Raw genomic sequence first — 21,897 nt, 5'->3', positions numbered from 1 at the left:
TGGCCCCCTTCGGCTCCCGGCCAGCGCTGCTGTCCGGTCGTCGAGCCCCACTCCGCCAGGGCGGCCGCTGCGCATCCGCCGGGCTCCGCCGAACCCCTCCGGGTTTCGGGCCATACGGCTAGGGTCTGATGGCGAAGGTCAAGGGCTGCGGCTTCTCCGGCCGTGCCGTCCGGAACGCCTTCACCGCGCCGGCTGATGCCGTCGCTTTAATGGCGCCACGCCGTTCCGACGTGTCGGGTGTGTGCATCCTGTTCCCCCGGTGAAGCCATCCCCCGTGTGTCCTCACGCGGAGGGCTGCTTGTAGCACCGTCGGGTCGTCATCCAAGGGGTGAAATGCACTCCGCCAAAACTTTTTGCGTGCCGCAAAAACTTTAGTCTCCGCCCCTTTCCTTCCGCCCTTCGCCGTTGCTCCTTTGCCCTTTGCCGCGAGAGAACTCACCAGGGAGATGGACTGCCATCACCACAGGAGAAAACCAGGATGCACACACGAAACGTCAACGTCAAAACCGCCGCTCAAGAATCTACCGGAAGATGTGATTCAAACCTCACCACGTCCCAGTTTACGGATCTGTTTTGCTGGGTCCTGGCCGCATCGGAAGGGGAGCCACAACCGGTAATTTTTACGCCGCCAGAGAATGCCACTGAGCTGACGTTAATAAATGACGAATGCCCGGATTATATCTCTGTCTGGGTTGTAGATGGTCGCCCGGTGGCAGCTGCAATCCCGCTGGATAATTTTCACCGCGTTATTTCTTCATCTCTTACTAAATAATCAGGAGTAAATAAAAATGGTCAGTTTCGCAAGCCGCTATCGTATGCCTGCCTCGATCCGCAAAGACCGTCCGCTGACGAATGATGAATTACAGCGCATCGTTCCGAGCGCGTTCTCATCGGATAAACACGATTCACGCTCTGAACGTTATACGTATATCCCGACCATTAACATTCTTGATCGCTTACGTGATGAAGGTTTTCAGCCATATTATGCAACGCAGTCACGTACACGTGACCAGGATAAACGCGACTTTACAAAGCATATGCTTCGCCTGCGCCGTCATGACCAGATTAACGGAAAAGAAGTGCCGGAAATTATTCTGCTGAATAGCCATGATGGTTCAAGCAGCTATAAAATGATCCCCGGCATGTTCCGTCAGGTTTGCAGTAATGGTCTGGTTGCATGGAAGGATTTTGGTGAAATCCGCGTACCCCACAAAGGGGATATTGTCGGGCAGGTTATTGAAGGCGCTTACACGGTGCTGAAAACATTCGACGCGGTTGATGAAAATATAGACCTCATGAAAAGCATTCAGCTCACTTTGCCTGAGCAGCGCCTTTTTGGTGCGACCGCCCTGGAACTTAAATACGATGGAAAACCAGCGCCGATTACACCGGAGCAAATTATTAACCCTCGCCGTGTGCTCGACAGAGGCCAGGATTTATGGACCACGTTTAACGTGGTGCAGGAAAATGTGATCCGTGGGGGAATTCGCGGCAGAACGGAAAAAGGGAAGATGACCAGAACGCGGGAAGTCACCGGAATAGATGGTGACATCAAATTAAATCAGGTGCTCTGGAAAATGGCGGAGGAGTTTGCAAAACTGAAGGCCTAAAAATTAAGCCGCTCAACAGAGCGGCTTTTTACTGCACGCTATGTGACGATGCTGTTTCTGCAATTTTAATATCATGCTCCTTTCCCGCAGCTGGCGCGAGACGTTCTGAAAGTAACTTTTTTCTGGCCAGTAATACACGATATATATTTTTGATATCCTGTGCATAGGCCTTGCGCTGTACAATGAGCTTTTTGCTCGGTCCAGTATTATACATCCCCACGCTGTCCCAGTTTTTCCCGTATGACCGAAAGTTGTGCGCCAGTACCCATGCTCCCGTATAAACGCAGATACATGGATCATTTAACAGGCGCTCACGGGTAATATTGAAGTTTTTAAGTTTACCGTAATGGGAACTGTTCACCTGCATACCGCAGACATCTTCCGTTCCATTCCTGTTTGATCCATTTATCGCATCCGGTACAAGATGGCTCTCTTTAATCGAAATTGACATAAGCAGCAGCGGATCAATTTGGTAATCTTTCCCGGCCTGATCAAAGCACATCTGCGGAGCTGCGCCAGCAGATAGTGAAAGAGTCAGTAAAGCAGCAGGCAGTAACGATATTTTCATGGTTTGGCCTTTTAGCGAAATAAACGGGCTCTGGAGAGGCGCTTTAAAAAATACCCCGGCGGATCGTCGCAATCAAGTAAATTCACTACAAACGCGCCTGAGCGCTCTCCTGAAGGAATTTAACACCTGTCCGAAATAAACATGCCAGAACGGTATACGGTATTAACATGCCGCTCTTTACTAACCCTTTAAAACATCACACCCCACGCAAGACTTCGTCTTGCAGATTTTTCCTTTCATTTCAGTGGGATGTTTGTAAGAAATTTGCGCGCTTTTGGAATGTGACCGTTTAATGTCGTACATACCGACACTACACTATCGTATAATCCTGATACCTGTTAGTGTCGGTATGTCACACATGTATCATACAATTGTAGATATGCTTTAATTACATTGAATTATATATCGCACAGTGTCACACTATCGCACATCATAGTGCTGGATTGTACTACTGTATAGAACAGAAATGCACAGCAGTATCAACCCATTACAGCCTTGCACAGCAATGTGGAAATCCACCAACAGGCCATACATAGTGTCGGTTCCGACACTAACTTAAAACAGGTAAGAAATATGGGAAGAGTCGGCATCTACCTTAAAGATAAAATTGAACGCGAAGTTCGCGATATTGTTCAACAAGACCTGCAGAACGGCGCTAATGCTGGAGAAGCAAACATATCAGCTACCTGCAACGAATTAATCCGGCTTGGACTGCTTGTTTATAAACGCGATGGCGAGGATGGCAATCAATTTGATATCGAAGGATATCGAAGAGACCTCATAAGAAAAGCAGCCGGCTCACGCGAAGGCACAGTTCTCATTGCCACCCTAATCGCTGAGATGTATTTAAAAATGACAGGAAAAGACGGCGAAGGCAGCCTTGAAGATACGCTTGATATGATTTTAAGCGGCATAAACACAGCCGAGAACGAAGCAGAAGCAAGGCACTTCATCAACGAAAAAGAATAAATCTGTGAGCCGGACACCCCGGCCCACATCGATCACAGGGACGGTTTTTCATCCCAGGGAAGGTCACTTTTCTCCACCTCCTTTATTTTTTCTTTCAGGAACACCTCGAACTCCATGCAAAGAACTTTAAGCGCCTGCACATCCTCATTCTGGTCAAGTAACCTTTCCGTAAAATAACCCAGCGTATTCATCAGACGGGTGAGCATTTCATCATTCAGACTACGGTTATGCACCTTCGCCATTGCCCTGATTTCATCTGCAAGGTTTTCAGGAATTCGCATGCTATATCCGGTTGTTTTCCCCGGAAGCAAAACTCTTTCACCCTCACGCCACATCCACAATTGCTCCTGCTTGGGCGAGGATTTAATTTCTCCAGCATCATCAAGAGATTCACCATCAAGTAATTGCCCTAGCCACTCTTCAAATCTCACCGCCAGAGCAATGAGCCGCTCACCCTCCGCAGTTTTAATGACAGGCTTGCCGGGCTGATAATTCAGCGACAACAAAAGCCTGGCAATAATTTCCTCATTCACACTTCTGTTGCCAGCTCTGGCACATATTCTCAGCTCCATAAGCAGATTATCCGGTGCACGCAATCGCCACTCCACCGCCTCACCTGGCTGGAACTTGCGTGGACGGCCGCGACCATCCCACATTTTTTCTTTTACTTTCATAGCTATAGATCCCATAGACCATCTCCGAACTTACTGGTCAACAAAGCCTACCCACTTACATATTCGGATAAATCTGAATGGTTACAAAAAGTGTGACATGCGTCACAGTTTTTTTTTTTTAGGGTCATGGGACAATTGCGCCCGCGTAAACAAGCACTTACGCGATTCACTTTTGTTTACTTCGGAGAAAACAAACATGTTAACCAAAGGCAGTGCCCTTAACGTCGGTAAGGGATGGGCGGTAGCGTCTTTATTCCGCAAAGCACGCGAAAATCGCCAGGCTAAATTTTACTTAAAGTCAGCAGGCGCTTTTTTAATTGCACTTATGGTCACTCACCCGGCATTCGCATCTGGTACCGACCTTCTTTCCTCGCAGAACGCCACGGTTAATTCCACCTTCGGCTCCGGCTCATCACTGGTTAAATGGTTCTACATCGCCGAAATCATCATGGGCCTGTTTATTTACATTAAGGCCCGCTCACCACTGGTATTCGTCGGTATCGTTATGGCAATCATCTTTACCCGTGTCGCCTTCGGTATCGCGAGCTAAATGATGAACGGGGAAGGAGATAAATATAACTTCCCGGAAACAATGAACCAGCAGAACCGCTATTTAGGCTTACCGATTGACGAATTGATTGTTACCGCACCCCTTTTAGTTTTGGGGGTGCTTAACAACCTGTCACTCGAACTTGGTGTAATCGCGGGAATCCTCTGGTTCATCGTCAGATATCTGAAAAAAGGGCAGGGGTCGTACTGGTTGCTTAATTTCTGCTACTGGCACCTGCCATCACTTTTATTCAAAGTAACCTTTCGCCAGATACCTGACTCAAGTTTCCGGCACTGGAGGGCATAGTTTTTCATGAAACTGAATATTAAAGGAGAGCGCGATAAACAACTCCGCTATGCGTTTATTGGTCTTTCAGCTTTAACTTTACTCATGAGCGCAGGGAATGTACTGACAGGGTCACTGGCATGGTATTTCGCCACAACCCAGAAAACCATCACCACGCCGTTAACGTTTAACCGCCCATTTGCATCAGATTCTAAAAGTGTCGATGCGACCGGTCTGACACAGTTCGCCGCTTCCTTTATTTACTGGCGACTCAACGTTACCCCGGAAAACATCGAACATAACCAGAAAATGATTCTTGGATTTGTCCCCTCCGCCGAACGGGACGTACTCAAGAAAGCCCTGGACATAGAAACTGAGCGCATCCAGAAAGCGGGCATCACCACCCAGTTCGACACGAAAGAAATTCGCGTCATGGATGATGGCTCCGTGCAGTACAGCGGGGTACTGAAATCCTCCACCACAAACGGCGCAATCATCACGCCACTGAAAGACCAGGAAAAAACCTACCGACTGAAACTGAGTTATGACAACGGTGTGATTAACCTCCACAGCTTTGAAGAACTCAAGCCGGTATCTTCCACTAACTGACAGGACTGCCCATGAAATTTCGCATTTCACCGGCAGCTGCTGCTGTGTTTCTGGCAGCGGGATTATTTACCAGCGGCCTCCGGGCCGCTTCCTCACCCGCAGCCATTCCGTTTGAGAACGACGCCGCCTTTAACGTCACTCTCAGCAACACCAACCCGAGTAAGGTTGTTGTACCCGGCGCTTTCCTGAACCGGCGCTGGCGCTGCCGGTGTATGACAACAATGGCAGGAGTGCGGGCCTGGCCATGGTTTCCCTGGTTGCCAGCCCGGAAGGGCGGATGACACAGGGGGAGACCCGGATGGTCATGACAGAACGTGCCCGTGGTGCGGTACTGCAGCGAAGCCAGTCAGGCAACACGATTGTGGCCAGTGACCTGGCGGCCGCGCTTGATGCAGTACGACATCACCCGAAGGACGGCGTGGTCTGGCAGACCGGCGATGAACCGCCTTCAGCATGGTTGCTTAAGGTGAGCGGTGGGACAAAACAGGATGTGTCGCCGGGTATTGTCTCCACGCTGACTGACGAGCAGAACGTACAGCAACTGCGCGAACAGATGCTGGCAGACCAGATTCGCAATGAAGACGCCGGACGGAACAGGCAGCCGGAGTCGTTGCTGCCGGAAATTCCGCAGGAAGAGGTGATCAGACTGAAACCGGAAGACATTAACCCGCGTAAACCGGAACCACTCACCCCGGATGCAGATGTAATCGCCAGGGTGAGAGGTGAGGAAAACACCGGTGGACAGGAAATGAAAGCTGCTGCAGGTGTCAGGAGTGAGCTGGAAGGTGCTGACAAGGCATCCGGTGAACAGTCGCGGGCATCGCGTGTGATTGCAGATCTGGCAAACGCTGAGCGCGACATGCTCAGGGTGGCAGAAAATACTGAACGCGGCCGCATGCCGGAGCGTGAAGAACAGACCCTCACCCGTACCATTCAGAAAGAACGCTAATCCCCCATTTAACAATGAGACTCAGACGATGAAAGTACACAAATTAGCAGCATTAATAGTTACAACATACATTGGCTTTATTGCAACGGCACACGCTTCGGCCCCTCAGCCGATATTCAGCCCGGAGCAGGAGGCCCGTATCGGGGAAATCGCAGCAGACTACCTGGTATCCCACCCGGAGATACTGGTGACGGTCAGTCATAAGCTGCAGGAACAGCAGGAGGCACGTAAGCAGAAGATGTTTGCACTCAGCGTGATGGAGAATCAGGCGAACCTTCTGCATGATCCGGATACCCCGGCTTACGGGCCTGATAATACAAAGGTCGCGGTGATTGAATTCTTTGATTACCAGTGCGTGTTCTGCAGCCGCTTTGCGCCGGAGCTGGAGAAGGTCATGAAAGCGCAGCCGGACGTCCGCTACCTCTTTAAGGAGTGGCCAATATTTGGTGGCCGCTGGGAAGCCTCACTTCAGGCAGCGCAGCAGGGGCTGACGGTCTGGCAAAAGAAAGGGCCGCAGGCCTATGTCACCTATCACAATGCCATCTACGCCACCGGGCATAATGAAGGCAAACTGACGGTGGAGGATATTCGCGTTGCAGCGTCAAAGGCGGGGCTGGCCACCTCAGCTCCTGGCGACCATACCGCGTCTCTTGAGAAAAACAGCAATCTGTCGGAGGCGCTGGGACTCACCGGAACGCCGGGGATCATCGTCATGCCCGTTAGCGGGGCGACTCCCGACACCATCACGGTTTTCCCGGAAGCCGTAACCGCTGACAGGCTTCAGGTAGCAATCCGGAAAGCCACGGCCAGATAGAAGATTTCAATTTCCTGTTTGCTGTGCCAGCCACATATGCAACCAACTTTTTTTAGCATATAGTTAAGTTCAGTAGTAAAATGCAGCGCCTCGTCGAGAGATGATGATTATGGAGCCCGTCGTGAAATTTAAAATCCAGCACTTGCAGGCCGCAGTGGCACTGGTTCTTGCCAGTTTCCAGCCGCAACCCAAAGCGGTTGCGTGTCAGCCTACGATTGTTGAACGGGTTTACGAAATGGGCTCCAGAGTCAACAAAACCGATATCAGCGAGCTCACTGTTGCTCTCAATGACGTAGCTGAAGAATTACGCTCAAGTCGCATCGAGCTGGCACGGTATGCAGACAGCGATTTCGCCGGCGCTATCAAAGTCGCCAGCGACATCAGAAATCATACTATCCATGTCGCAGGTATCGCAGAGTCCTTTGTTCTGATGCTGCCGGAAAAAAAAATCGTTCAGTCGTATGACAGGAATTCTGTTGAGTTTGCATTCTTTAAGGCCATTAAAATGGTCAGTCTTGCGACTAAAAACTACCTCAGTCTTATTGATCAAATCACACGAACGACAGAAGTGCGTGACTCTGGAATCAACCTCTCGGCCATGAATCACCTGCTGGATTCAGGCAACAGGGCAGCGGCTAAATGGCGTTAACAGCTGAGTACAGTCATGTCACGTGGGATACTTTTTTCCAGCCCACGTTTGCCGTTTACCCTGAGCTGGAGAGCCAGTTACAAGCAGAGTTCATTACGTATAAATCAACTGGCGCACCGTCAAATCTTCTTGGAAGGGACGCCCCTTTTGATTACCCGCCATTCGCTGTCGATGCTAACGTCCAGCATATTCACGTTAATCTGCATTTCCAGCTCACCTGGAGTGCCAGACAAGAGAATTACAACCGTACCTCAGATCACTATCTCATTTACACAGAACACATGTGGGATAGCGGCCGCTTTCTGCTGATGGGGCTGATAACACCGGCTCATGAACGTATGCCCGCGAGAGATACACGGTTACTCAGCTACTTTTCTGAAGTTGCAGAAGATTTTCACGCTTCATAACCCTAAAAATCACATATGGTACCCGGCAAAAGAACGAAAAGGACCGGCCATCCCGCATATCCAAACCACCCCGGTTCAGAAGGGGAAACGGGATAGCCGGCAGACCTACTTTAACGGAAGTTCCAATGTGACACCATTTCAGAAAATTGCAAGCATGCGAGCATCCACACCTACTATCTTGTTAACTTGTTATCTTAACGTGTTGTTAAGTTCATATCAGATCCAGACGGTCGCGCGCCGTTCGCAGGCGCGCCTCGCCGCGGCGATCGTACTGCTGGGTGGTGGTGACGCTGGCATGACCCATCGCATCCTTCACCGTAATCAGGTCTTCCCCATTATCCAGCATGGCCGTGGCAAAAGTACGCCTTAAATCGTGCGGGGCGCATTTCGCTATTCCTGCCTGGCGCTGGCGCACCTGCAGGACATGGTACACTGCCTGGTCGGTGAGACGGTCATTCGTCAGGGTGTCAAAGCGACGGATACGGGTAAACAGCGGCCCGTCTTTTTCTCCGCGCACTTCATCGATCCACAGCTTTAGCCGCTGCCAGGTGCCCGCCGGCATATAGGCCAGCCGTTCCTTGTTCCCCTTACCCAGCACCCTGAGTGCTCGCTCAGTGGTGACAACGTCACTCAAATCCAGCCCCACGGCCTCCGACCGGCGCAGGCCGCAGCCAAGAATGACACCCAGCATCGCCGCATCCCGGAGGCCGATACTGGAGCCATCATCCTCGCAGGTACTGAACAGCGCTAGGATCTCCTCCGGCAGCAGGGCCCGGCCGCGGGGGAGACGGCTGCCGCGCAGGTTGCGCACCGCCCGGATGTGCTGGAAGCTTTCCACGTCCATCAGCCTGAGCATCCAGGCTTCCTTCGCCACGCCCTTGAGTGCCGAAAGGTAGGTGTTGACGGTGGCCGTGGCCCGCCCGCTATCGCGCAGCAGCTCGGTCACAGCCATCACGTGATGACGCCGCAGGCTGCCCCAGCTGCAGGCATCCATGGAAGCTGAACCGAGCATGTCCGCGACGATGCTAAGGAACGAGGCCATGGTCTGCCGGCTGCGGGGGGAATTCAGGGAAAGCAGGTACGCCCGGGCGGGACTGACCGGACCCTCGCCGCCTGTCAGCGCCGGCAGGAAATCCCCATCAGGTGGTATGACCGCCGGCGACATGGACAGGTCAGGATCATCATCAGGCATCTGTGTCATCCAGGGCTCCGTCAGGGCCGGAAACCGTCCGGCGCGCTGCGTGAAAAATCGGGGGAAATGATACCGCCAGAGCGTATCGCAGAAAGTCTACTTTTTCAAAGGTACATTTTAATTAGTAGAAGATAAAAAACAATTCTTCGTACATTGCCACACAAACAGCTGTTGACGGTCAGATTCGGGTAGGTGCCTGTACGATGTAACGCTGCTAATTTAGCTTAACCACCATAATAAAGAGGGAAGGTTAACAATGAATCAGAAATGGAAGACGCTGTTAATTTCGGTATTAACTCCGTCTGGTATCATATCTGGGATCGCGCTGACTGTGCTCTGGGGATATTTCAGTCGTCTTGACAGACTCGATGTTTTCTTTGAGGTGTTGAGCATCAAGAGTCTATTCGCTCTGGTCTGCTGCGCAGCCGTATTCTCATTAGCGATTCTGTTATTTATCTTTTTTATAATCTCTATATTCATGCCGATTATCATTCCTCAGGACATCAATAATCTTCCTACATACAATAAAATTCAGAATAACTTTTTATCGATACTGATGCTGTCAGGACTGTTCCCGATGGCGTTTATCTATGTATTTTACTATGCTTTCGATTTCAGCCAGGCCGTAAAAAATAATTCAGGCTGGCTGTCTTTGCTAAGTATCGGTGTACTGACCATAATTATTTCCTGCCTGATAAACCGAAAATATCTAGAACACGACTTATCAATTAAAAATACGAAGGTGAGATGGATGCGGCGATGCCAGATTTATGTGGCCATCCCGCTCTGTATAGCACTGCTGGCGCATCTTCAGGTGTTTCCACTGGAAATAGTATTCAGGAATATTTCTGCTTCAACTGAAAAAGTAAGTTTCAGGATCGTGGCCGGAATGGCGTTCATGTCTTATATGGTTTTTTTTATGACAATTTTGCCTGGCCTCGTTTACCTCAGAATGGATGCCAAGGATAAACTCCCCAAAAAAATTAGCACTTCCTTGATAGTGTCTCTGATGATACTGTTATTTATTTCTACAAAAATAACTGTTTTACCTGTTATATTTACTCATTCCGTCATTAAACTTTCAGGTATAAGTGATTTCAGCACCCACAGCTATATTATAAAATCTAGCGAGTATCCGGAGGAGTTTTTTTCTAATTCAGTTTGGGATAGGAAAAAAATCAAAGCAGGAGAATATTACTCGGTTCGGGCTGTTTCTATATTTACCACCAATCAATTCAGTTTTCTTTGCCCTGAAGAAATAATCAAATCCTATAGGGAAAGCTGGAAATTTAATCCGCTGGATTCTGAGTTCGATACAGATGTCAGGCTTAAACTCCAGAAAGATGCCGCTTACTGCGTACCGGTTTCAGCGACAGCTGTAAAACGCTGGGATGTTCCACTCCAGTAACCGAAGTTTGCAACTTCGTTCCTAATAAGGGTATAAGTACGAAACTTATACCCTTCATTATCATTTCCCGGTAGATTTACTGGGTTTCAATCCGGGTGTATTACCGGGCGTATCCTTATTATCGCGACGACGTTGATTTGGCTTTCCTGTTGACTTGGCAATTGGTTTGGGACCTGGTTTTAAACCCATGATACGGATTCCTGAGTTTCAGAGGGACATCCTCAATATACATATATGGGATCCACTGTACCTTATCAAGTTATAAACGCAAAATGTTCCCGACAGATGACCGGTACGGAAGATTATATCTCTGCCGATCAAGGATGCGTCGAAAAAATGGAGTATACCGCTCCAGAACTGGCGACTGGCGATTAGTGGTTTTATTATCGAGTTCGGTGACTGCCTTAGCGATCACCTTTCATATATTGGAAGTTACACAGAATTACAGGCTTAAAAAAACAAAAGGAACATCTTGAGAACCTTTAGAGGATAAATCTGATTGTTTTGCCGGATTAAACTTCACTATTTATTAAAATTCGCATTTTGCAGCTTCGCTCCCACTAGGCCGTAAAGGAGGGCGGCAGGGTAGAGCCACAAAACCATTCACTTTTATAAACAACTTGAGCTTTGCGCATTAAACCCTTGCCGCAGGCGGTGAACCGCATATCCGGCACAGACAGTCAGTTTTTCTGGCAGCTTAAATTTGACACAGCTTAATATAGTGATTCATTAAACAGGTTCAGTATTCTGCCAGAACGTTTTAGTCGTTATGGGCGTCCGTTAGTTTTCTACTAACTGAACGACGACTAGCCTGCCGCCTTCCTCCTTTGACAGAACAAACTGAGCGTTATTCGTCAGTTCAATTTTTTCACCAATGGCAATCTGTCGTTTATCCGGTAATGACATAAGCCCATTTATGCCTTCATTTACTAACCACCACTGATCGTTATGGAAAACAAAATACCCAACTCGTTTCCTTTGTGCATCGGTTGTGCGCTCATTTGGCGCAATGAGGCGATTCACATGCCACGCATAGATTGACTGCCCGCTCCACACCATCAACCGGTGATCGTCAGGACGATAACTGCCTTCCTTTCGGGATGAATATAAATTTAGAATCGGTAATTTACCCTTGTATGGCGTACCGCAGTAGGGACAAACCGGCTTTGTCTTACCTGAGAAAACGTACCATTTCTGTTCACACGCCTTGTTCTGGCAGGGCTGTATCAGATCGACTGTTTTAACCAGGGCACTTTCCCACTCATCGGCGGTCGGGCGTTTAGTGGCATCGTGTAAGCCATCAATAAAGGCGCGTTCAAACAAAGGCGTCAGATAAGGGCCCATGATGGTGTAAGGAATTTTCTCCGGGTCAGCCCAGGGCAGTGAAAAGGAGGATAGCTGACTGACTTTGACTGCATTGCTTTTGTCTGTCGGATGTTCAATGAAGAGTGCCTTCTCACCCATAGATAAGGTCTCATCACGTACTTCATCCGACATGTCATGTATTTTTCCGCCACGTAGCGGATGACGGAAGAACAGATACATGTAGATAAGCACCGACAGCGCATGACGGTCAGTAGAAATGCTTGGCAATACGCGGTTCGGATCCTCTTTGGAAAGATGGCTGGTTTTCACCACTTCCGGAGCGATAAAATCCGGGGTGCCCACGACGTCGGGAGGATACTTTCCAGGGACAACCAGTCCGTCTACGTCAATGATGCAGGCATGTCCCATTTCTGGATCGATAAGCACGTTTTTATAGCTTAGATCGCTGTGACAGAGACCTGCCGCATGCATCCTTCTGACGGCTCTTGTTAGCAGCAGACAGACCTTGAGATAGGTAAGCGTATTGCCTCGTTCACGTGGGTCGAGAAATTTATTCTGGTTGCTGGCGCTGGCAAACCATTTGCCTTCCTTTTCACGGCCTTTTATGCCAAGAAAATCATCGTTTTTAGAGCCGTATTTAAAGAAAAAGTAGCTTTTGTAGGTTGGAACCACGATGCCGATTTTATCCCCATGCTCAACAACGTGGGTCGGCCAGCAAAACAGGTCCTTCCAGTATTCACCTCCGGACTGGCCAAAAATGTTTTGCCTGTAGCGTCCGGTGATCATATCAATCCGATCCCGGGCCTGCTCGTTCTGCGGTTTATGATAAAAAGCGACGACGTATGATTTATCAGGCGAGAAGTAAACATCCTTCATCGAGCCCGAACCAATTACCTCGTCAACATACTGGACTGTTTCGCCGTCCTTTGTTTTGCACGTAACAATATTTGCCATATTGATCACCGAAGAAGCGTATCCCTTACCACAACACCGCAATAGTGCGGTCATCGTGGTTCCCTGTGGAGAAAAAGTTAAGCCAGTCGCCTAACCTCTCAGGCGCAATACTGGCGTCTGTAAGGACAGGGATGAGCTCATCAAGGAGACGGGTCCATTTTTCGTCACTGCGAAGCCCGTTATCTGTCTCAAACAGAGGGTCTGATACGCCATCTGTCATGAGGATCAAGTGAGATACATCATTCCATTTACCCACGCTGATGCGGCCGCTAAACGAGGGGTCTGCGATAATGCTCTGGTCAAGAAAGCGGGTTTGTCCTGCGTATTCTCCGCTATCGGGATTTCCCAGTATCCTGACTTTACCGGAAGGGCTGTATGCACCTATCGCACCATCACCAAGCCAGAATGCAGCCGCAAACAGCTCGTTATCAGTTCGTAGCGCTACAGTTGCCAGTAGGGTTGTTGAATAGGATTTCACAGGTTGTTCTGCACAAATGGCTTCGTTCTGGATACTGTTGACCGCGAGCGTAGCTGCCTGTTTAAAATGATGAAGCATGGCGTTTATGGTTGCCTGCTGATCGCTCCCTTCCCACGCCGTGATGTGCTGCTTTAGATGGACGCCTTTCAAACCACTGAGCTGATTGAAAAGGTAATCGCCAGCCGTTTGGACTGCAATCCGGGAGCCTTCCCGGGAATTTACCGCACTACCGGCCCCGTCTGCGACCAGCATGACAGACCATCCTGTTTCCTGGCAGTGGTTGATATAGAAGTCGTCATCTCTGAAGCTCCCGGCATGCTCATGAGATCGTCCCCGGCGACTGGCGGCAGCAATACGTATGTCACCCCTGACCAGGCCAGCAGCGTCCAGATGGGACTTAGGGTAGGAAGCGTCTGCTGGTGGCTCTACCACCTTCCACAGGCTTCTCGGATCGGGATTGACTATAAAAAGCTGTTTTGTTTCGCATTCGTCGTGCGAAGCGCATGACCAGAGTACTGAAAGCTCTATATCGCCGCTTTCGGTGGGTGTACCTGTCAGCAACTTATGCTCTTTGTCAAAGGTCAGGCCAATGTTCCTGGGAAAGACAACGTCCCTGACAGTAGCCTGCTGGCCCTCATCCAGAACTATAGCAACCGGCGAAGAGAAACGTTCGCCTGCGCGGGCGTTGGGAATAACTATTTTAGCTCTCGGGGGAACGGCAGGTGGCACAGCTAATCCGGCCCGCTGCTGGCCTGTCGGTATCTGCCCGGGTTTTAATACCAGGGAAGACAGGTTTTCGTCTTCCCTCTGTGCTGGTTTATCAAATTCGTAATAAGGCATCAGCTTCCAGAACGGAGGATGAGGTTCATTTTCTGGCAGGGGTTGCAGTAATGGTGTATCGGTAGCGTCAATGCCCGGGTTATCAGCATCACTTACGACCGTTTGTTGCTGATCGGAAAGGCTGGATGCTGACGAGGGGGCGATCTCTGCGTCGTTATAACCTTCGCTAACCCGCGTAGATAAACCCTGTGCAAGGCTCTCAATCCGCTCTTTAAGCCGCATAATCTCTTCAGTAAGGGAAGGGTCGTGCGATAGAAGAAAAAGCCGCTCACCTTCTACAGGGTGGCCCAGCTCAGACAGCACTAAGCGGATAATCTTCTCTTCAAGTAAAACATTTTGCGACATCAACCTCTCCCTCTGTTTACGTCGAAGTTAGTGTTTCCGCCATCATTGCTGAATGACAGACCTGTTTCACACCACGGGCAGATCACGTCATCCGGGCCGTCAATGCACAGCAATTTTCCGCATGAGCACAGGGCAAACGCACTGGCATTACCGCAGTGAGGGCAACCCGGTACGCCATGCAGTTCGCTGGTGTTTACCTGCAAACCGGTAGCGGTGGCATCTGACCATGCAAAATAGTCCTCATCGATGGGATAGCATCCGGCAATATTAAAGCTGTTCAGGTTCAGGCTGAAATCGAGCCCGGAAATCCTTGCTGGTGGCCGTTCATACTTCATCAGATACGGACGACGGGTCTTGCTGCAACGGCCGGTAAGCGTAACGCAGTTTTCGTCGTACGCTTTTACTGGCTCGTCCTTGGCCAGCCGGACTATGTATTCAGTCTGGCTGAGCTCAGGTTGTTTGTCGTCTCCGACGCTGCGGCTGTGCGCCGTAACCGAGGCTGTGATCCATTTGATGAAGCGGGTAAAGTCCCCTTCCTGAGACTCGGTGAACAGCATGACATTCTCTGTCAGTTGCCGCAGGGTATTCAGGTCCGCTGACGGCCCCAGGCCAACGGCAATGAGATTCACTTTACTCGCGTAGTGATCCTTCCAGCGCTTCACTTCTGCGGTTGTGTCGTCAGTCGGACGTCCGTCGGTAAGGAGATACACGACGGGTTTCCAGTCGCCTTTAGCCTCATGAGTGGTTTTTCTGACCTGGGTATCAATTTGTACGGTCAGCTCACGCAATGCGGCCCCAAGGCTCGTACCGCCGCCAACGGGAAGGCGGGGAGGGTAGAACGAGGCAATTTCGTGAAGAGGTACAATCGTACGGGCTACACCGGCAAATGCGATTACCGAAACCCAGGCTGTTTCAAGTGCGTGTGGATCCTTTCTTAAATCTCCGATGATCATTTGCAGACCATCAGTCATTTTTTTCAGGTTTTCACCAATCATGGACTCTGAACAGTCCAGGACAAAAAACACGGGAAGGCGTCTCATAATTTTCCTCGTACGGCTGGTACGGCCAGCAGAAAACGTTGCTGTACAGAAAGGTGCTGCCCGGAAAGCAGCACCTTTCTGTCTGTCAGAGCACCAGCTGGATTTCTGGTGGAGGAGGGGGAAGGGTATCAGTTCCGTTATTGATCCCCGCGCTTGTGCTGCCGGAAGACACGCTGGCCGATACCCATTTAAAGAAACCTGCAAACGCGGTTGAATCTAGCGTCTCCAGAGACACAACCTTATCGGTGAGCTGTTTTAAGTGCTCATGGCCTGCTTTAGGACCAACGGCGCAGGCAATGATGGATCCGAATCCCCGGCCGTGAATCGCTTTTACCGCTTCACCGTACGCCAGGGCATCAGAAGGGGTTCCATCAGTCATCAGGAATACCAGAGGACGCCAGTCTCCTTTTGTATCACCATCTGAGCGACGTACATCCCGTTCAACACACTGCATCAGACATTCAAGGGCAGCACCGGTGAACGTCCCGCCTGCGCTTGGCACAACGATGTCAGAAAACTGGAAGTCTTCCAGCGGCGTGAGAGGAATGAACTCACGCGCCTCATTGTCATAGGTGATAATGGAGATATGAACGCTTTCGAGGGCGTAGGGATCCTGGCGAAGAGCGCTAAGCATCGCCTGAATTCCAACGTTAACGGAATGGATGGACTCACCGCGCATCGAGCCGGATGTGTCGATAACAAGGTAAACAGGCAGGCGGCGCATCACATGTAATTCCTCAGGTGCGAGACAAACGAATCTGATTCTGAAGGCTCACCAATTGCCCTGAGTTTCCAGCCTGTAGCCTCGCGTATCAGCTCGGCAAAAACCATGGAGCGCTGGCTGGCGAAGGCGGGTCCGCCAGAAAGATCGAATCGTGCCATTTCAATATTACGGGCATCTACTGCCCGGATGAAGGCATTCTGAACTTTACCAAAGTGCTGCTGGAGCTTTTCACCATTGTAGATCTGAACGATGAACACAATTTTCTCGTACTGAGCGTCAAGGGAATTCAGGCGCACAATAATTTGCTCATCGTCACCATCACCGGCTCCGGTTCGGTTATCGCCCGTCAGCCAGATATTTCCTGACTTATGGCGAAGGCTGTTGAAAAAGATGATATCGCCATTCACAAGCGTTGGTTTACCATTTTCCACATTGCCGAGATCGGTCACCTTTCCGGCTGAATTACACAGGAAAGCGATCACATCAAGGTCGTATTCTTCTTCTTTTTTACCAAAGATCCCGCCGAGGAAACCTTTCTTTTCCTCATTAATATCCCAACCCAGGCCGATAGTAACGGACGAGAGATCGTATTCATTTTTTTTCAGGCTTACGCCCTGGCCTTTGCTCAGACTGACAGACATGACATCCCCTTAATTAATAAAATTATAAGACCACGTTTACTTCTGGCGGCGGCGGTGGCAGGTCTTCAAGACCGATCACTTCTTTTTTGCTGGACTCCACTTTCTGACTGCCTACCGAAATGCTCGCACTGACCCATTTAAAGAAAGCTTTAATCGTCGAACTGTCAGCTGTATCGAGCTGAACCACGATTTCAGTGATTTCTTTGAGGACGCTGGTATCGGCATCATGCCCGGCTGCACATGCCACAACAACGCCGGTTCTGGCCGCTTTAAAGTCATTCAGGCCTTTACGCCAGTCATCATTCGGACTTCCATCCGTCATCAGGAATACAAGGGGACGCCAGTCACCTTTAGTGTCAGCCGTCGTTTTCTGTACTTCTTTGGCAATGGAGCTGGCCGTCAGGGTAAGCGCTTCGCCAAGAGAGGTGGTGCCGCTGGCTGTTAGTGCTGGTATCTGGAAACTCAGGAGGTCTGTCAGGGGGACTGCCTGTCGGGCTGAAGAATCAAAGGTGATCACTGACACGTAAGCCGTTTCGAGTGCATACGGATCCTGTTTCAGCGTGGTAAGCAGCGTCTGAACGCCATTCTTAACCGCTTCGATAGGCTCTCCGTGCATAGAGCCGGACGTGTCGAGTAGCAGATATACGGGTAAGCGTCTCAAATGTAATTCCTTCTTAAGAGATCGGAAGAGGAGAGTAGTTTCAGGAAGAGGCCAGAGTTTGTAGATTTGATAAAACGGCACGACATCTGTCGGGTGGAGATTAAATACTCAGAAGCGGCATTAAAGAAATAAGTTAACCACCATTGAATTACCGACATGTGAATGGCCTCTTATCAGAGAAAAAAATTCAGACCGTACTGGAATATAAAATTTCTGAAAAAAACTCCGGCAAAAATAAACTTTCTTATGTATGAAAATCATCATACATCACAGATCTGCATGAATGGAGTGTAAATCGCCCAAAGATTGATGTGTAGCACAAGAGGATGTCAAGACACCAGGTTTTGTAGGCAGAAAGGCGCTGCTGACATTGCGGGAGGAGAATAGATCAAAACTCCGTCACGCAGATACAGAGGTGAAATATGACAAAACCGGGGTTTTCACCCCGGTCTGAGATTTAGCGTCAGGACTTTTTAGCGCTGTATTCTTTTATCAGTTCATCAACGGAGTGCAGAGCCAGCTTCTCTACCGCTTCACTTCGGGTCGAGCCACTCAGCGCAGCCAGACGGTCAATTTTTCTTAAAATCCGCATGCGTAGCGATAATGACACGGCTGTTTTTTTATCCTTATCGAGTACGACCTTCCCTGTGGACTCACCGGTTTTCAGTTCAGCATTCTGTGCGAGCGCTTCATTCATCCGGCGAAGGGTCTTTTTATCCAGCTGGCCCGGATTAACGAGATGGTATGAATGACCTGCCTTGCTGTATTTGATCTCCGCAGAATATGACTCGCGTAGCTCTTTGAGTGCCCGGGTTAATGTCGGCTCTGAGCATTCCAGACTGGTTATAATGTCGGCAGCGGAAACGGGCTTGCCGGTGCCCAGTAAGTTGGCAAGCTTAAAAATCCGGGCCTGTCTGGTATTTAATTGCATCGTAAGATTTAGCCTGCTTAAAGGGTTAGTGGTTCAATAGGCTGAAAAATGAAGGTACTGCTCATCTTTCGAATAACCGGTTGATCGCCTAACGCTTCAACCGGATCAATGTGTTCTAAGCCTGCAAAATTTACTGACGACATCTGGCTGCGACTGCATTTGCAGGACAGGATATACTCATCCTCCAGATAGCCGGTCCGCTTACTGACCCGTTGCGTAAAGCCTGACACAATCACGTTGTCGAACGGTAGCGTATGTAAAACGATACCGACCAGGCGGAACAAGCAGCCATGGACGTGGCGGGCATAGTTTTCGCGTACGGCTTTTTGCGTCATGGCTTTTTCCGTCAGCTCCGTGCCCCGGGCATTAACGCCGTAAATCTTATCAGGGAAATCTTCAATCTCAGCTAAATCAACATCCAGCAGGACTGCTGATAGCTCCGGCTTTACTTCAAATGCAACAAGCGTTTCACGCGGCCATTCAGTTTCTGCCAGCACACCCGCCAGGTATGATTCGAAAAACGCGGCGTCTGTCCGGAACTGCTGCCGGGCATCTGCCTGAGCCGTGGCGAGCCGTTTTTCATGTTCTTCAGCCTCAAACTTCCAGTTTGCATACTGTTCGGCCCAGGCCGTCCGTTGTTGCTGGTACCGGTGCTGTCGAAGGGTATTCTCACGCTCGACATCAATCAGCTCCTGCTGCCACCGGCGAAGATTTTCGGCGTGGCGCTCAGCTTTAGCTGATTCCGATTCAAACCATTTACCCAGAAAACTAATGCCTTCGCTCTCGGCAGGCTTTTCCGGCAATGCAAGATAGTCTGGCTTTTCTGGACGCACCGGTGCCGGAACCTGAAAAGGCGACGTTCTGTTATGCAGGTATACTGCTTCCAGCTCTGCCCAGCTGATGCCTGTTTTAGGATCCGGCGTCAGCTCGTGAATATTACGGATTGCGGTCACCGCTGACATGAGATCAGCGGCTTCCTCCTCAAGCGCCTGTCTGAGCCCCGGGTCGGTAGCCGTCCGGTTCCCACCTCCGGAACGCGCGGCCCGGTCAAGCCGGGTACGGTAACTCAGCCCGGTACCGGGCAAGCCCAGATTGGCATAGGTCCCCCGGCTTCCAAAAGAAACGGAAGCACCTCTCGGCCCGACACTCAGGCTCGGTGCACCGTTACTCAGGTTGAGGCGAACACCAGGAATAATGTTGATCGACTTTCTGAACCTGAACCCCATTATGATTTCCTTAATGATGCTGGGTCACGGTAAGTAATCTGATTCCATCAGCGCTTTGCTCGTTCTGTAACCCATAAAAACGAGCTCTGTCCAGAATGCCAGCCGCCCAGCGGCGATGTGTGGCGGGTTCACACATTGCTCCCTGCGACTTAAACACGGCCTGGGTAGAGTTCAGGATCCGCAGAGCGTCAGAATGCTCACCCTGAGTGACCATCAGCGCGTTTTGAATGACCTCTATCTGACCCGGGTGAATGGCCGTTTTCCCAACAAGCCCATGTGCCATATCAAGAGCCAGCTCTCTGGCCATTACGGCATGATCGTCAATATGCTCACATACGGGCGCGGTCAGGGCAAAATCACGCGGGCCGAAGACCGAAACGAGCATTTTGATGACGTAGCCCATCGGGCTATCATACAGCGTCAGGTCCCGGGGACGGCGAAGCGACACAACGTTCATAAGATCGTTGCCGCCGATTCGAAGCGCAATAATGCGGTCGTGGCAGGGATGTTCCACCAGACGGGTGGCCAGCTCCCGCATCTGAACCACGTCAAAGACGTCTTCTGTTTCCAGCGTTGGCATCATGCACAGGTGAGTCCCGCCCATGATATCCCACCATTCAGCTAACGAACTGAGGGTAAATTTCGGCAACACAAACCCGTCGACAGCGGAAAGATCATAATGCGCTTTTAACCATCTGCCCATGTCGGCATGCCGGGGGCGAATGAACACCAGAGGCCAGTCATTTTTACCCAGGCTACGCATGCTGTTACTGAGCTCGTGCAGCAGGTGCTCCAGATTTTTGAGGGCGATGGGGATGTCTGCTTCACTGACAGCATCCTCAAGGCAAATTACCAGAGAGCGCAAACCCGGGATTTTCCCATGCAGGACGGCATCAGCAATATCTTCCCGTGTTGCAGGCATGTATAGCGTGGCTCCCAGATTCCAGGGAGAAAGACGATTTTTCATCAGAGTACCTTCTTGATAATGGTTACAGCCCGATACTGGCCGAGGGTTCCCCCCATTTCTGTAACAACTATTCCCTTTTCACGAGCAAGCCCTACAAGCAAGGCAACGTCCGGGTCGTCAATAGAACGCACAAATATATGGTCCGGTACCCGACGCAATACAGCCCGGGTTGCTTCAGCAATACCGGGTTTAATACGATTGACGCTGTCCACTTTAAATTCATCGGCCAGGAACGCGATAACGTCGCGACTTGTCTGCCATAAGATCCGGGCTGACTCCGTATTCCAGCTCAGGGGAGCGAGGGATGTCGGTGTTAACTTCTTACGGAAATGAGCGACGGCATCGACAAGCATCCGGCTGCATTCGAATTCACTGAGATGCTCGCAAACCATGCACCCATGTAATCCTTCAGAGGACCATACTGACCGGGAGATCAGGCCTGATACCGGCGCACCCATGATGCCAAAAGGAATGAGCCAGTCATCATCACTTGCTGCAAGCCAGGAACAGCCACAGGGATCGGCCAGGACAACCAGTCGCGGCTGCTCAGGATAGCCCGGGCGATCTTTCAGTGCGCGTACAAGCTCTCCGGTAATTGCGCCTTTACCTGTCCATCCGTCAACAAAGACAATACCGCTGGTACCATGCCGCTCTTCAATGACGTCGAGTGCTGCACCGTCAATTCCACGATCCCGGATGATGCTGATGCCGTAATGCCATGAGGTTTTCCCCATGTCACGCAGGGCCTGGTGCAGCATAACGCCGAGCGGTACGCCAGCTCTGACAAGACTGGCCAGTACAATGGGCTCATCACCGAAGCGTTCGGCCAGAGAAATAGCGAGCTGTGTGACTTCTTTTGCAAGCCTCTCTGCGCCCCGATCCAGCGCCCGGTGAAACAAATCAAGATGCCATTGTGTTGGTGCTGGCTCCTGGCTGAGCATGTCTGAATAATGTTTCTTCCCGGACTGAATCAGCTCTTCTTTTTGATCAACCGGCGTCATCTCAATGACAACCGGCTTTAGCAGAAATTCCACGTCACCGGGCTGGTATGAGCCGGTAAATGTTTCATGTGGCTGCATT

General features: G+C 50.4%; 23 protein-coding genes and 3 pseudogenes. 13 read left to right on the top strand and 13 right to left on the bottom strand.

Annotation, left to right across the window (positions count from 1 at the left end; genetic code table 11):
• Positions 1-478: 478 nt before the first annotated feature.
• Positions 479-772, top strand: coding sequence for a hypothetical protein (locus F8561_RS16975; RefSeq protein ID WP_023327733.1), 294 nt, complete (start codon positions 479-481; stop codon positions 770-772).
• A 16-nt stretch (positions 773-788) separates the two neighbouring features.
• A complete protein-coding gene (locus tag F8561_RS16970; protein ID WP_023327732.1) occupies positions 789-1,610 on the top strand; it encodes a DUF932 domain-containing protein in 822 nt (273 codons plus the stop codon).
• Positions 1,611-1,638: 28 nt separating this feature from the next.
• On the opposite strand, the gene F8561_RS16965 is transcribed toward F8561_RS16970, so the two are convergent.
• Positions 1,639-2,178: a lytic transglycosylase domain-containing protein gene (locus F8561_RS16965; RefSeq protein ID WP_032636190.1), complete on the bottom strand. Its 540-nt coding sequence runs from the start codon at positions 2,176-2,178 to the stop codon at positions 1,639-1,641.
• 573 nt (positions 2,179-2,751) lie between these two features.
• Here F8561_RS16965 and F8561_RS16955 point away from each other — a divergent pair.
• A complete protein-coding gene (locus tag F8561_RS16955; RefSeq protein ID WP_023327730.1) occupies positions 2,752-3,147 on the top strand; it encodes a hypothetical protein in 396 nt (131 codons plus the stop codon).
• 32 nt (positions 3,148-3,179) lie between these two features.
• On the opposite strand, the gene F8561_RS16950 is transcribed toward F8561_RS16955, so the two are convergent.
• Entirely contained in the window at positions 3,180-3,821 is a 642-nt protein-coding gene (locus tag F8561_RS16950) for an Arc family DNA-binding protein (protein WP_032636186.1), read from the bottom strand.
• A gap of 196 nt (positions 3,822-4,017) precedes the next feature.
• Between F8561_RS16950 and F8561_RS16945 the strand changes: the two genes are divergently transcribed.
• The 8 genes and pseudogenes from F8561_RS16945 (at position 4,018) to F8561_RS16910 (ending at position 8,084) form a co-directional block, all read left to right on the top strand.
• A complete protein-coding gene (locus F8561_RS16945) occupies positions 4,018-4,371 on the top strand; it encodes a type IV conjugative transfer system pilin TraA (protein ID WP_033147099.1) in 354 nt (117 codons plus the stop codon).
• 3 nt (positions 4,372-4,374) lie between these two features.
• Entirely contained in the window at positions 4,375-4,677 is a 303-nt protein-coding gene (traL, locus tag F8561_RS16940) for a type IV conjugative transfer system protein TraL (RefSeq protein WP_023327727.1), read from the top strand.
• Between the two features lie 6 nt (positions 4,678-4,683).
• Positions 4,684-5,265 carry a TraE/TraK family type IV conjugative transfer system protein gene (locus F8561_RS16935; protein ID WP_023327726.1) on the top strand — a complete coding sequence of 194 codons (582 nt, stop codon included), beginning with the start codon at positions 4,684-4,686 and terminating at the stop codon, positions 5,263-5,265.
• Positions 5,266-5,276: 11 nt separating this feature from the next.
• Positions 5,277-5,445, top strand: a pseudogene (locus tag F8561_RS24670) (conjugal transfer protein TraK); the annotation flags it as partial.
• Positions 5,438-6,214 (top strand): annotated as a pseudogene (locus F8561_RS16925) (conjugative transfer relaxase/helicase TraI domain-containing protein); the annotation flags it as partial. The pseudogenes F8561_RS24670 and F8561_RS16925, both read left to right, overlap by 8 nt.
• A gap of 28 nt (positions 6,215-6,242) precedes the next feature.
• Positions 6,243-7,028, top strand: a complete 786-nt coding sequence (locus F8561_RS16920; RefSeq protein ID WP_023327724.1) for a DsbA family protein — start codon at positions 6,243-6,245, stop codon at positions 7,026-7,028.
• Positions 7,029-7,149: 121 nt separating this feature from the next.
• On the top strand, positions 7,150-7,677 hold the full coding sequence (locus tag F8561_RS16915) for a hypothetical protein (protein WP_223195142.1): 528 nt from the start codon (positions 7,150-7,152) through the stop codon (positions 7,675-7,677).
• Positions 7,668-8,084 carry a type II toxin-antitoxin system YafO family toxin gene (locus F8561_RS16910; RefSeq protein ID WP_023327722.1) on the top strand — a complete coding sequence of 139 codons (417 nt, stop codon included), beginning with the start codon at positions 7,668-7,670 and terminating at the stop codon, positions 8,082-8,084. The genes F8561_RS16915 and F8561_RS16910 overlap by 10 nt, the downstream gene beginning before the upstream one ends.
• A gap of 211 nt (positions 8,085-8,295) precedes the next feature.
• On the opposite strand, the gene F8561_RS16905 is transcribed toward F8561_RS16910, so the two are convergent.
• Complete coding sequence (locus tag F8561_RS16905) at positions 8,296-9,285, bottom strand: tyrosine-type recombinase/integrase (RefSeq protein WP_023327721.1); 990 nt, start codon at positions 9,283-9,285, stop codon at positions 8,296-8,298.
• A gap of 247 nt (positions 9,286-9,532) precedes the next feature.
• On the opposite strand from F8561_RS16905, the gene F8561_RS16900 reads away from it, so the two are divergent.
• A complete protein-coding gene (locus tag F8561_RS16900; protein WP_023327720.1) occupies positions 9,533-10,684 on the top strand; it encodes a hypothetical protein in 1,152 nt (383 codons plus the stop codon).
• A 263-nt stretch (positions 10,685-10,947) separates the two neighbouring features.
• Positions 10,948-11,138, top strand: a pseudogene (locus tag F8561_RS16895) (hypothetical protein); the annotation flags it as partial.
• Positions 11,139-11,464: 326 nt separating this feature from the next.
• On the opposite strand, the gene F8561_RS16890 reads toward F8561_RS16895, so the two are convergent.
• The 10 genes from F8561_RS16890 to F8561_RS16845 form a co-directional block, all read right to left on the bottom strand.
• Positions 11,465-12,964 (bottom strand): helix-hairpin-helix domain-containing protein, encoded by a 1,500-nt coding sequence (locus F8561_RS16890; RefSeq protein WP_032636178.1) that lies wholly within the window; start codon positions 12,962-12,964, stop codon positions 11,465-11,467.
• A 25-nt stretch (positions 12,965-12,989) separates the two neighbouring features.
• Positions 12,990-14,627 carry a PP2C family serine/threonine-protein phosphatase gene (locus F8561_RS16885; protein ID WP_023327718.1) on the bottom strand — a complete coding sequence of 546 codons (1,638 nt, stop codon included), beginning with the start codon at positions 14,625-14,627 and terminating at the stop codon, positions 12,990-12,992.
• Positions 14,627-15,667, bottom strand: coding sequence for a TerY-C metal binding domain-containing protein (locus F8561_RS16880; protein ID WP_001253653.1), 1,041 nt, complete (start codon positions 15,665-15,667; stop codon positions 14,627-14,629). The genes F8561_RS16885 and F8561_RS16880 overlap by 1 nt, the downstream gene beginning before the upstream one ends.
• Positions 15,668-15,752: 85 nt before the next feature.
• Positions 15,753-16,391: a vWA domain-containing protein gene (locus F8561_RS16875; protein WP_023327716.1), complete on the bottom strand. Its 639-nt coding sequence runs from the start codon at positions 16,389-16,391 to the stop codon at positions 15,753-15,755.
• Entirely contained in the window at positions 16,391-17,032 is a 642-nt protein-coding gene (locus F8561_RS16870; protein WP_000116681.1) for a TerD family protein, read from the bottom strand. Before F8561_RS16870 ends, F8561_RS16875 begins: the two co-directional genes overlap by 1 nt.
• Before the next feature lie 22 nt (positions 17,033-17,054).
• Complete coding sequence (locus F8561_RS16865) at positions 17,055-17,693, bottom strand: vWA domain-containing protein (protein ID WP_023327715.1); 639 nt, start codon at positions 17,691-17,693, stop codon at positions 17,055-17,057.
• 463 nt (positions 17,694-18,156) lie between these two features.
• Positions 18,157-18,624: a tellurium resistance protein TerW gene (terW, locus tag F8561_RS16860; RefSeq protein WP_001176767.1), complete on the bottom strand. Its 468-nt coding sequence runs from the start codon at positions 18,622-18,624 to the stop codon at positions 18,157-18,159.
• Between the two features lie 17 nt (positions 18,625-18,641).
• On the bottom strand, positions 18,642-19,850 hold the full coding sequence (locus F8561_RS16855) for a DUF4236 domain-containing protein (RefSeq protein ID WP_023327714.1): 1,209 nt from the start codon (positions 19,848-19,850) through the stop codon (positions 18,642-18,644).
• A 10-nt stretch (positions 19,851-19,860) separates the two neighbouring features.
• Positions 19,861-20,817 (bottom strand): HpcH/HpaI aldolase/citrate lyase family protein, encoded by a 957-nt coding sequence (locus tag F8561_RS16850; RefSeq protein WP_000797363.1) that lies wholly within the window; start codon positions 20,815-20,817, stop codon positions 19,861-19,863.
• Positions 20,817-21,896: a cysteine protease StiP family protein gene (locus F8561_RS16845; RefSeq protein WP_023327713.1), complete on the bottom strand. Its 1,080-nt coding sequence runs from the start codon at positions 21,894-21,896 to the stop codon at positions 20,817-20,819. The genes F8561_RS16850 and F8561_RS16845 overlap by 1 nt, the downstream gene beginning before the upstream one ends.
• Position 21,897: the final 1 nt, after the last annotated feature.

Origin of the sequence: Enterobacter sp. 198, from assembly GCF_009025585.1 — a bacterium.
In the GTDB taxonomy this organism is placed as follows: domain Bacteria; phylum Pseudomonadota; class Gammaproteobacteria; order Enterobacterales; family Enterobacteriaceae; genus Enterobacter; species Enterobacter ludwigii.
The sequence above is the reverse complement of the archived record's forward strand: the minus strand, read 5'-3'. Positions and strand labels throughout refer to the sequence as shown.